The organism is Streptomyces sp. NPDC054841, from assembly GCF_053611045.1.
On record NZ_JBSGZO010000240.1, the window covers coordinates 2,178 to 12,977 of the forward strand.

Annotated in this window: 9 protein-coding genes; 5 read left to right on the top strand and 4 right to left on the bottom strand. The window is 71.6% G+C overall.

The genetic code is table 11. From position 1 onward, the window contains the following. Nucleotides 1-158: 158 nt before the first annotated feature. The 3 genes from ACWGI8_RS26975 to ACWGI8_RS26985 all read right to left on the bottom strand — a co-directional run bounded on the left by ACWGI8_RS26975 (nucleotide 159) and on the right by ACWGI8_RS26985 (nucleotide 3,779). Nucleotides 159-1,460, bottom strand: coding sequence for a PP2C family protein-serine/threonine phosphatase (locus ACWGI8_RS26975; protein ID WP_453664708.1), 1,302 nt, complete (start codon nucleotides 1,458-1,460; stop codon nucleotides 159-161). A gap of 246 nt (nucleotides 1,461-1,706) precedes the next feature. Continuing rightward, a complete protein-coding gene (locus ACWGI8_RS26980) occupies nucleotides 1,707-2,750 on the bottom strand; it encodes an NlpC/P60 family protein (RefSeq protein WP_453664709.1) in 1,044 nt (347 codons plus the stop codon). A gap of 198 nt (nucleotides 2,751-2,948) precedes the next feature. After that, entirely contained in the window at nucleotides 2,949-3,779 is an 831-nt protein-coding gene (locus tag ACWGI8_RS26985) for a class I SAM-dependent methyltransferase (RefSeq protein WP_453664710.1), read from the bottom strand. Between the two features lie 187 nt (nucleotides 3,780-3,966). Here ACWGI8_RS26985 and mshA point away from each other — a divergent pair, with 187 nt between their 5' ends. From mshA to ACWGI8_RS27000, 3 genes are all read left to right on the top strand, one after another. Then, nucleotides 3,967-5,310 (top strand): D-inositol-3-phosphate glycosyltransferase, encoded by a 1,344-nt coding sequence (gene mshA, locus ACWGI8_RS26990; RefSeq protein ID WP_453664712.1) that lies wholly within the window; start codon nucleotides 3,967-3,969, stop codon nucleotides 5,308-5,310. Beyond that, on the top strand, nucleotides 5,303-5,794 hold the full coding sequence (locus ACWGI8_RS26995; RefSeq protein WP_453664713.1) for a YbjN domain-containing protein: 492 nt from the start codon (nucleotides 5,303-5,305) through the stop codon (nucleotides 5,792-5,794). Before mshA ends, ACWGI8_RS26995 begins: the two co-directional genes overlap by 8 nt. A gap of 108 nt (nucleotides 5,795-5,902) precedes the next feature. Next, nucleotides 5,903-7,582 (top strand): glycosyl hydrolase family 28-related protein, encoded by a 1,680-nt coding sequence (locus tag ACWGI8_RS27000; protein ID WP_453664714.1) that lies wholly within the window; start codon nucleotides 5,903-5,905, stop codon nucleotides 7,580-7,582. Between the two features lie 37 nt (nucleotides 7,583-7,619). Here the strand turns inward: ACWGI8_RS27000 and ACWGI8_RS27005 are convergent, their stop codons facing one another. Continuing rightward, on the bottom strand, nucleotides 7,620-8,951 hold the full coding sequence (locus tag ACWGI8_RS27005) for an MDR family MFS transporter (protein ID WP_453664716.1): 1,332 nt from the start codon (nucleotides 8,949-8,951) through the stop codon (nucleotides 7,620-7,622). A gap of 131 nt (nucleotides 8,952-9,082) precedes the next feature. Between ACWGI8_RS27005 and ACWGI8_RS27010 the strand changes: the two genes are divergently transcribed. Both ACWGI8_RS27010 and ACWGI8_RS27015 read left to right on the top strand, forming a co-directional pair. Further along, nucleotides 9,083-9,844: a phosphoglyceromutase gene (locus ACWGI8_RS27010; protein ID WP_453664718.1), complete on the top strand. Its 762-nt coding sequence runs from the start codon at nucleotides 9,083-9,085 to the stop codon at nucleotides 9,842-9,844. 384 nt (nucleotides 9,845-10,228) lie between these two features. Beyond that, the coding region (locus ACWGI8_RS27015) for a calcium-binding protein (protein WP_453664719.1) at nucleotides 10,229-10,800 on the top strand (572 nt) is incomplete at its 3' end.

Here is a 10,800-nt window from a genome sequence, read left to right on the forward strand (position 1 = left end):
CTCGCCAGTCCTGCCTCGGGCCCGCCTCGACCCCCGTCAGCCCCGCCTCGCCAGTCCTGCCTCGGGCCCGCCTCGACCCCCGTCAGCCCCGCCTCGCCAGTCCTGCCTCGGGCCCGCCTCGACCCCCGTCAGCCCCGCCTCGGCCCTGTCCGCCCGCGTCAGTCCCGCACCCGGTCCAGCAGCAGCACCGCCACGTCGTCCGTCAGATCGCCGCCGTTCAGCTCACGCACCTCTGCCACCGCGGCCTCCAGCAGCGCCTCGCCGCCCAGCCCCGCCGTCACCTGGCGGTTGACCATGTCGACCATGCCGTCCTGGCCCAGCCGGTCCCCGCCCGGTGAGGTGCGGCCCTCGATGAGCCCGTCCGTGTACATCATCAGGCTCCACGCGCGGCCCAGCTCGACCTGGCGGCGCGGCCAGCGGGCCTTCGGGAGCAGGCCCAGCGCCGGGCCGCCGTTCTCGTACGGGAGCAGCTGCGCGGGCCGGCCCTTGCGGACGACCAGCGGGGACGGGTGGCCGGCCAGGCACAGGCCCGCACGCCGCCCGTCGGGCGCGATGTCGACCGTGCAGAGGGTCGCGAAGATCTCCTCGCTCTCCCGCTCGTGCTCCAGCACCTGCTGGAGGGTGGAGAGCAGCTCGTCACCGCACAGGCCGGCGAAGGTCAGTGCCCGCCACGCGATCCGCAGCTCCACACCGAGCGCCGCCTCGTCCGGCCCGTGGCCGCAGACGTCGCCGATCATCGCGTGGACCGTGCCGTCCGGCGTGCGGACCGTGTCGTAGAAGTCGCCGCCGAGCAGCGCGCGCGAGCGTCCCGGACGGTAGCGGGCCGCGAAACGCAGATCGGAGCCCTGGAGCAGGGGAGTGGGCAGCAGGCCGCGCTCCAGCCGGGCGTTCTCCTGGGCCCGCAGCCGGGACTCGGTCAGCTTCACCTGGGTGCTGTCGGCGCGCTTGCGCTCGACGGCGTAGCGGATGGCGCGGGTCAGCAGCCGCCCGTCCAGCTCATCGCGGAGCAGGAAGTCCTGTGCCCCCACCCGGACCGCTTCCGCCGCGCGCTCGGCGTCCGCGTTCGTGGTCAGCGCCAGCACGGCGTGGCGCGGCGCGAGGCGCAGGACGTGCCGCAGCACGGCGAGCGCGTCGCCGCTGTCGCGGTCGCGGGTGGGTCCGGGCAGCGCGAGGTCGACGAGGATGCAGTGGACGTCGTCCGTGAGGAGCCGCTCCGCCTCGGTGAGGTTGCGGGCGGTGCGGATGCGCACACGGGTGCCGGCCGCGTCGAGCAGCTCGGGAACGGTGAAGGTGCCCGCCGGGTCGTCCTCGATGACGAGGAGGGTGAGGGTGATGTCGCCACCGGACGTGGTTTCCGTGACGGATCCTGCGTCGGCGGGTCCTGTTGCGGCGGGTCCTGGGGCGGCAGTGCCTACGGCGACTGGTGAGCCGGTCCGCTGGCGCGGAACGGGTACGGGCATCGTTTCGGTTCCTTCCCTCCCCCCGAGGGCGCGGGCGTGACGACGATCGACGTCCCGCCAGACGGGGACCATAGCGGTAGCCGGGGGTGTGGGGGAATGGCGTTTCGGGAAGAGTCGATGGCATATGCCGCGCATCGGGAGGTAGTTGCCCTCCGGGTGATGACGAACGTCACGCACCACGGGTGAGCCGGGTCACGCAACTCCCGCGTGACCCGGCTCACTCCGCCCGTTTTGATGTGGTTTCACTCACTTGTCCGGGCGGACGACCCCCAGGATCGCCATCGAACCGGCGCCCGCGAGCGTCACGTTCCGCCCCGGCCGCGGCGCGTGCACGATGGCCCCGTCGCCCACGTACATCCCCACGTGGCTCGCGTCGGAGTGGTAGATGATCAGGTCGCCCGGCCGCATGTCCTTGATGTCGATGCGCGGCAGCAGCCGCCACTGCTCCTGCGAGGTGCGCGGGATGCCGCGACCCGCCGCCGCCCACGCCTGCGAGGTCAGCCCGGAGCAGTCGTACGAACCCGGCCCCTCCGCGCCCCACACGTACGGCTTTCCGATCTGCTTCGTCGCGAACTCGACCGCGGCCTTGCCCTGCTCGCTCGCGCGGCCGTTGATCTCCTTGAGGACGCCGGATCCCAGCCAGGCCGTCTGCGCCTTGTACGCGGCGTCCTGCTCCAGCTTCAGCAGCCGGGCCAGCTCCTCCTTCTGCAGCTGCGCCTCTATCTTCTTCGCCGCGGCGATCTGCTTGTTGATCTCCTTCTTGGCCTTCTCCTGCTTGACCCGGTTGGCCTCCAGCTTCGCCCACTGGGTGCTGGCCTCCCTGCTGTACGCGGCCAAGTTGGCCTGCGTCCGCGTCAGTTCCCCGAGGAGGTCCTTGGTCGCCTTCTGGCCTGCCTTGAGGCGGCCGGCGCCGTCGAGGAAGAGCTGCGGATCGCTGGTGAGGACGAGTTGCGCCTCGGGCGGCAGGCCGCCGCCGCGGTACTGGGCGCGGGCGGTGGCGCCGGCGCGGTCCTTGAGGTCGTCGATCCTGGCCTGGCCCTTCACTATCTCCTGGGCCAGCTTCACGATCTGCGCCGACTGTTTGTCGGCCTGCTCCTCCGCGAGGTTGTACGCGTCGGTGGCGGAGGCCGCCTTGCGGTAGAGGCCGTCGAGCTCCGTGCGCACCTCTTCGAGGCTCTTCTTCGGGGCCCCGGGCGGCGCGGGCGCGGCGAAGGCCTGGGCCGGCGGCACCAGCAGCGTCACGGCGCAGACCACGGTGATCGCGGCGGCGGCACAGCGGCGTCGGTTCACAAGTCCCCCTCCGGACAAGGCCTGACAATTCTCATATATGATTTACCGTCAGTAACTTACGTTTGCCGACGTGATGGTGCCACGACCCGCGCCAAAGAGACAGAGCCAGTCGGATGGTTCACGGTGACGATCACTCTCACCGGTCTCAGACGAACAAACCCCGGGCCGCGTTCCCCCCGCCGCCCCTTCGCTGTCTGTTCAGCCCGAATTGGGCGCCAGGGCCGACCAGTTCACCGTGACTTCGCCCTGCCGCCACCGCCGCAGACCATCCGTCCCGGTGCCCGTCAGCGGCCAGTCGGCGGACAACTCCCGTACGGCCCTTATCCAGCGCTGCCGGGCGCCGAGTGAGGCATACGGAGCAGCGGCGGCCCACGCCCGGTCGAAGTCGCGCAGGAACGCGTGCACCGGCTCGCCGGGCACATTGCGGTGGATGAGCGCCTTGGGCAGCCGCTCGGCGAGGTCCGAAGGCCGCTCCAGCGAGCCCAGCCGGGTGGCGAAGGTGACGGTCCTGGGCCCCTCGGGGCCCAGCGCCACCCACACGTGCCGCCGCCCGATCTCGTCACACGTCCCCTCGACCAGCAGCCCGCCGGGCGCGAGGCGGGCGCACAGCCGCTCCCAGACCGCGGCCACCTCTTCCTCGTCGTACTGCCGCAGCACGTTCGCCGCCCTGATGATCAGCGGGCGCCCGTCGGTGTCCGGCAGCGGGACCTCGAAGCCGCCGTGCAGGAACCGCAGCTGTTCGCGCTCGTACGGCTTGGCCGCCTCGACCCGCGCCGGCTCGATCTCGATGCCGACGACCCGGGTGCGGGGCTCGGCGGTCCGCAGCCGGTGCAGCAGTTCCACGGCGGTCCAGGGGGCCGCCCCGTACCCGAGGTCGACCGCGACCGGGGCGGCGGCCGAGCGGCGCAGCGCCGGGCCGTGCACGGCGGCGATCCAGCGGTCCATGCGGCGCAGCCGGTTCGGATTGGTGGTGCCGCGGGTCACCGCGCCCACAGGGCGGGACGGGGGCGGGGTGGAGCGCGGGGGCATGCAACCGAGGGTAAGGGGCGGACCGGGGTGGCTGTGACACGCCGTGAGGCCTTGGCAATGATTCGGTAAAGGGGGAAATGAAAGAGGGGGTTCCACTGTTGACGGGCCTTGGAGGGCAGTGCGTGCTCTCCCCTTCGGCATGCCCTTGGGGCCATGCCTGCGCACCCGAGCGGAGAGGACCGTCCACGTGAGTCAGTACGTGTCCCGGCTCGCCGGCACCCTGGCGGCGCCGCCCCGGCTGCGGCTGCCCGGCCAGCACCGCAAGCCGCGCCGTATCGCCATGCTCAGCGTGCACACCTCGCCCCTGCACCAGCCGGGCACCGGCGATGCGGGCGGTATGAACGTCTACATCGTGGAGCTCGCCAAGCGGCTGGCCACCATCGGCATCGAGGTCGAGATCTTCACCCGGTCGACCGAGGGCGGGCTGCCCCCGGTCGTCGAGCTCGCGCCCGGCGTGCTGGTACGGCACATCGACGCCGGGCCGTACGAGGGCCTGGCCAAGGAGGAGCTGCCGGCCCAGCTGTGCGCCTTCACACACGGCGTGATGCAGGCCTGGGCGGGCCACCGGCCGGGCCACTACGACCTGGTCCACTCCCACTACTGGCTCTCCGGCCACGTCGGCTGGCTCGCGGCCGAGCGCTGGGGCGTCCCCCTCGTCCACGCCATGCACACCATGGCCAAGGTCAAGAACGCGGCGCTCGCGGACGGCGACACCCCCGAGCCCGCGGCCCGCGTGATCGGCGAGACCCAGATCGTCGACGCCGCCGACCGGCTGATCGCCAACACCGCGGAGGAGGCCGGCGAGCTGATCCGCCACTACGACGCCGACCCCGCCAAGGTCGCCGTCGTCCATCCCGGTGTGAACCTGGACCGCTTCCGGGTCGCGGACGGCCGGTCCGCCGCCCGCGCCCGCCTCGGCCTCCCGCAGGACGCCGTGATCCCGCTCTTCGCCGGCCGTATCCAGCCGCTGAAGGCCCCCGACGTGCTGCTGCGCGCGGTCGCGCTGCTGCTGGAACAGGACCCCTCACTGCGCTCCCGGATCGTCGTGCCGGTCGTCGGCGGGCCGAGCGGCAGCGGCCTCGCCAAGCCGGAAGGGCTGCAGAAGCTGGCGGCCCGGCTCGGCATCGCCGATGTCGTGTGCTTCCGGCCGCCCGTCGCCCAGGACCGGCTCGCGGACTGGTTCCGGGCCGCGTCCGTGCTGGTCATGCCCTCGCACAGCGAGTCCTTCGGCCTGGTCGCCATAGAGGCGCAGGCGACCGGCACCCCCGTCGTCGCGGCCTCCGTCGGCGGACTGCCGGTGGCCGTACGGGACGGCTCCACCGGCTTTCTGGTGCCCGGACACGATCCCGCCGACTACGCCCGCGCGCTGCGCCGCTTCGTCGACGACCCGCGTCTGACGAGCCGGATGGGCGCGGCCGCCGCCGCGCACGCCCGCTCCTTCGGCTGGGCCACGGCCGCCTCGGCCACCGCCGAGGTCTACACGGCGGCGATGCACGCACACCGCCGTCGCGTACGCTCCCACCATGGCTGACGTGCGGCAGATCATCGAGGCGTACCTCAAGGACGCCGAACTGGAGTGGGAGAGCCCCGCGCCGGGCTCGTACGTCATCAAACTCCCCGGCACCCGCAAGCTGTCGACGACCTGTTCGCTGATCGTCGGTCAGCACTCCCTCTCCCTCAACGCCTTTGTCATCCGCCACCCGGACGAGAACGAGGCGGGCGTCCACCGCTGGCTGCTGGAGCGCAATCTCAAGCTGTACGGCGTGAGTTACGCGGTCGACCCGCTCGGCGACATCTATCTCGTCGGCAGGCTGCCGCTCGCGGTCGTCGACCCGGACGAGCTGGACCGGCTGCTGGGCACGGTCCTGGAAGCGGCGGACGGCGGCTTCAACTCCCTGCTGGAGCTGGGCTTCGCGAGCGCGATCCGCAAGGAGTACGCGTGGCGGGTGGCGCGCGGCGAGTCCACCCGTAATCTCGACGCGTTCACGCATCTGACTCAGCGGCCTGCGAAGTAACCGCAGCCAACCACCTTCTGCACGCCCCCTTCCCTGCCCTTCCTGGTCGTGCCATGCTCACCGCCGACGCAGACATGAACGACGTTCATATGCATGGAAGGTGGGTTCATGGATCAGCTGACCAGACGGAGCCTGCTCGGCGGTGCGGTCGCCGTGGCCGCGGTCGCCGTGTCCGGCGGTGCGGCGACCGCAGCGACTCCCGAGGCCCACGAGACGGCAACGCTCTGGCGGGAGTTCGCCCTGTCTCCGTACACCCACCCCCAGATCCCGTACGTCGCCAGGGCGGGACAGCGCGGCGGATCGGCGCACTTCCCGCGGCGGCCCGTCGTGGCGAACGTCCTGCACCACGGGGCGAAGGCCGACGGCTCCGAGGACGCCGCCCCCGCGATCAACCGTGCCGTCGCCGCCGCCGGTGAACGCGGCGGCGGCACGGTCCTCATCCCGCCCGGCACGTACCGGATCGACGACGTCATCCGGATCGGCCACAGCAACGTCGTCCTGCGCGGCGCCGGCAGCGGCCGCACCAGGCTCGTCGCGACGAAGAACCTCACCGAGCTCATCGGCCCGTACGGAAGCCGCTACGGCGGCGACAAGTCCAGCTGGTCCTGGGCGGGCGGCCTCATATGGCTCTGCCCGCAGGGGCGTTACGACTCACTGACCGCCGCCATCAAGGCCAAGGCCTGGCCCTTCGAGGGCTGGACCGGCAACAGGCGTGACGAATGGAGCACCCTCACCACCGTCCGGCCCGCCCGCCGCGGTGACCACTGCGTCACCGTCGACGACGCATCGGCCCTCCGGCGCGGACAGCTCGTGCTGCTGCGCCTCGCCGACGACGCCGGGCACACCCTGCTGGAGCACATGGCGGGCGGCGGCGCCGGACCCGAGGCGTACCACTGGGACGACAAGACCAAGCTGACGTCGTACGTCCCTTACGAATGGCCCGTACGCATCACCGCCGTCCACGGCCGGAGGGTCGCCTTCGAGCGGCCGCTGCCTCTCGACGCACGCCCCGAATGGGACCCGCGCATCACCACGCACGTGGAAGCGCTGACCGGCTCCGGTGTCGAGGGGCTGACGCTGGAGGCGGTCGAGACACCGCAGTCGCCGCATCTGCTCGACAAGGGCCACAACGGTGTCACCTTCCAGTGCGCGTACGACTGCTGGGCCGACGACATCACCGTCCGCCACGTCGACAACGGCTTCGGGCTGGTCGCCGCCTCCGCCTGTACGCTGCGCCGCACCCGCGTCGCGGGCCGCGGCTCGCACCATCCGTACTTCTGCCGCGAAGGCGCGCACGACAACCTCGTCGAGGACTTCGTCATCGAGCAGCGCACCGTGCCCGCCCCGGCCGGCACCCAGCTGCACGGCATCAACGTCGAGGGCCTGTCCAGCTACAACGTCTGGTCCCGGGGCGTGATGGAGATGGGGACCTTCGACACCCACCGCGGGATGCCCTTCGCGAACGTACGCACCGACATCACCGTCGACAACAACGGGCGCCACGGCGGCGACGCGAGCGCCGGACCCCTGTACGGGGCGCGCTTCACGCACTGGAACGTCACGGTGACGAACGAACGGGCCGGTCTCGTGCGGATCGACGGAATCGCCCCGTACAGCGCGACCGTCGGCATCTCCACCGTGCGGGAGTTCGACCAGACCGACGTACCGGACTTCACCGGGGAGCTCAACTCCCGGATCGAGGCGTACGGTTCGCCCGGTGCCGTACGGCCGCGGAATCTGTACGAGGCGCAGCGCGAGCTCGACCTCGACCTCGACCTCGACCGCTGAGCCGCTCGCCGACAGGACCTGACCCGCCGGACAGGGCCTAGGCGTCGGCCTTTTCGGGTGTCCCGGCCGGGGCGGCGACGGCCGGGACATCGTCCTCTGCCGGCCCGGGGGTGGCCGCCTTCTCCGCCGCCCCTTCCGCCGCCTCTTCCGCCACCTCCTGCGGATCCGTCGCCGGCAGCCCGCGCATCAGCAGCCAGTACCCCAGCGCCGCCACCGTGCCGAGCGCCGCGCACGAAGCCCACAGCCACTCGGCGCCGAAGCGGTCGATGACGTAACCGGCCATCAGTGGAGCGAGCAGCGCGGCGACCGACCAGGACAGGGTGTAGACGCCCTGATAACGGCCGCGGCCGTGCACCGGGGACAGCCGGACCACCAGGCCCATCTGGGTGGGGGAGTTGACGATCTCGGCCAGCGTCCAGATGCACACCGTCACCGCATAGACCGCGATCGACCCGGCGAAGGCCGTGAGCCCGAAGCCGTACCCGGCCAGCAGCGCGGAGATGACGAGCAGCCGCTGCGGGTCGCGGTGCTCGATGAAGCGGGTCACCGGGATCTGCAGGGCGACGATCATCACGCCGTTGACGGCGACGACGAACCCGTAGTCCGAGGGGGACCAGCCGTCCAGGCCCATCGCCACGGGCAGGCCGACCCAGCCCTGCATGAAGACGAGCGAGATCAGGAAGGAGAGACCGACGACGCCCATGTAGCGGCCGTCCCGCAGGACGGTGCCGAGCCCGATGTCCGGCTCGCTCGTCCCCTCCGTGGCGCTCCGTTCGGGCCGGGACTCCGGCAGCTTCACGAAGATGAGGACCGCACAGACCAGGGTGAGGGCGGCCTCGCCGAGGAAGCCGGCGAGATAGCTGTACTCGGCGATCAGGCCGGCGGCCGCGGAGGAGATCGCGAAGCCGAGGTTGATCGCCCAGTAGTTGAGGGAGAAGGCCCGTACCCGGTCCTCGGGCCGGACGATGTCCGCCATCATCGCCTGCACCGCGGGCCGGGAGGCGTTGCTGGCCATGCCGACGAGGCCCGCGACGGCCGCGATCGCCACCGGATGCTCCATAAAGCCGAGCAGTGCCACGGACAGGGCGGTCGAGGTCTGCGCGATCAGCAGCGTGGGCCGCCGCCCGAGCCGGTCGGCCAGCACCCCGGCGCCGAGCGAGGAGACGACACCGCCGAGGCCGTGCAGGGCGGCGACGAGCCCTGCGAACGAGGCCGAGTAGCCCCGCTCCAGGGTGAGGTACAGGGCCATGAACGTGGCGACGAAGCCGCCGAGCCGGTTGACCAGGGTGCTGGCCCACAGCCACCAGAACTCCCGGGGGAGACCTGAGACGCTCTCCTTCGCGGCCCGTCTGAGCGTGGCTACGGACATACGTGCATCCCCCCGGTTGTAAGTGGCGCTGAGCTGATCGGCAACTTACAAGTGCGGCGCTCCGGTGCGCCAGTCAATTGACGGCGGACGTCAATCGTCGGCCGTGTGGGGCGTCGATTAGGCTCAGGCCCATGGCCGACGCGACATACAAGCTGATCCTCCTCCGCCACGGCGAGAGCGACTGGAACGCGAAGAACCTGTTCACCGGCTGGGTGGACGTCAACCTCACCGAGAAGGGCGAGAAGGAGGCAGTCCGCGGCGGTGAGCTGCTCAAGGACGCCGGCCTGCTCCCCGACGTGCTGCACACCTCGCTGCAGAAGCGCGCCATCCGCACCGCCCAGCTCGCGCTGGAGGCCGCGGACCGCCACTGGATCCCGGTCCACCGCTCCTGGCGGCTGAACGAGCGCCACTACGGCGCGCTGCAGGGCAAGGACAAGGCCCAGACCCTCGCCGAGTTCGGCGAGGAGCAGTTCATGCTGTGGCGCCGCTCGTACGACACCCCGCCGCCGGTCCTCGCGGACGGCACGGAGTTCTCGCAGAGCGACGACCCGCGCTACGCGACGATCCCGAGCGAGCTGCGCCCGCGCACCGAGTGCCTCAAGGACGTCGTCGAGCGCATGCTGCCGTACTGGTACGACGGCATCGTCCCGGACCTGCTGGCCGGCCGCACGGTCCTGGTCGCCGCCCACGGAAACTCGCTCCGCGGCCTGGTCAAGCACCTCGACGGCATCTCCGACGCCGACATCACGGGCCTGAACATCCCGACCGGCATCCCGCTCTTCTACGAGCTCGACGCCGACTTCAAGCCCGTCAAGCCCGGTGGCACGTACCTCGACCCCGAGGCCGCGGCGGCGGCGATCGAGGCGGTCAAGAACCAGGGCAAGAAGAAGTAGCCTTTGTGATCATGCCCCTGAGCTGCGCATACGGCGCGACTCAGGGGCATTTTCACGGCCCGGGACCTCCCTGGAACCTCAGTGCCCCGGGTCCGCCCTCCGAGGAGGACCGAGGGGCGTGGTGGAGCGGCCTGAGTGGGGGACAGCCGTGGGAGTGGTTCATTCCATGGTGCGCCCGGGCCTGACCTGCGGAGGGGGCGGGTGGGGGTGCGACGGCTGCCGTGGTGGGACGGGCGGGAGGGACCGGGACGTGGCCTGCTGTACGGGTTGAGTGCTTTTCCTGTCGGAGGGTGCACGTTGATGGAACTGGATCTGTCTGTTCGCCCGCACAACCGGTATGCCCGCACAGGCCGGGATGCCCACGGTGGGGATTCCGGGTTGGTCATGGCTCCCGGCGTGTGCCGCAGAGGGCCCCGTGCCGGCGGCCTGCTGCTGCCTTTGCTGGCCTTGGCGACCGCAGGGTTCATCACCACCGCCGCTCCCGCATTCGCCGCGGTCCCGGCCGCCCACCCGCAGACCGTCATGGCGGGCACCCCGACCTGTGCGGACATGCCCGCGACGATCGTCGGCACGGGGGGCAACGACAACATCGTGGGCACCCCGGGCGACGATGTGATCGTCGCGCTGGGCGGGAACGACCGGGTCGACGGCGTCGGTGGCAACGACGTCATCTGCGGCGACGCCGGCAACGACAGCCTCTCCGGCAGTGCCGGCAGCGACGTCGTCCTGGGCGGCGACGGCCGCGACGGCCTCGACGGCGGGGCCGGCACCGACAGCCTCTCCGGCGGCAAAGGCGACGACGCCCTCTCCGGCGGCGACGGCGACGACGACATCGACGGCGGCGGCGACGACGACAGACTCGACGGCGGCGCCGGCGCCCACGACCTCTTCGGCGGTGACGGCCACGACAGCCTCAACGGCGGCGGCGGCAACGACGACCTCTTCGGCGGCGAAGG

Bases quoted from the DNA above. Each gene is read 5' to 3' on its own strand.
- ACWGI8_RS26975 (WP_453664708.1), bottom strand. From the start codon at position 1,460: ATGCCCGTACCCGTTCCGCGCCAGCGGACCGGCTCACCAGTCGCCGTA.
- ACWGI8_RS26985 (WP_453664710.1), bottom strand. From the start codon at position 3,779: ATGCCCCCGCGCTCCACCCCGCCCCCGTCCCGCCCTGTGGGCGCGGTG.
- ACWGI8_RS26995 (WP_453664713.1), top strand. From the start codon at position 5,303: ATGGCTGACGTGCGGCAGATCATCGAGGCGTACCTCAAGGACGCCGAA.
- ACWGI8_RS27000 (WP_453664714.1), top strand. From the start codon at position 5,903: ATGGATCAGCTGACCAGACGGAGCCTGCTCGGCGGTGCGGTCGCCGTG.
- ACWGI8_RS27005 (WP_453664716.1), bottom strand. From the start codon at position 8,951: ATGTCCGTAGCCACGCTCAGACGGGCCGCGAAGGAGAGCGTCTCAGGT.
- ACWGI8_RS27010 (WP_453664718.1), top strand. From the start codon at position 9,083: ATGGCCGACGCGACATACAAGCTGATCCTCCTCCGCCACGGCGAGAGC.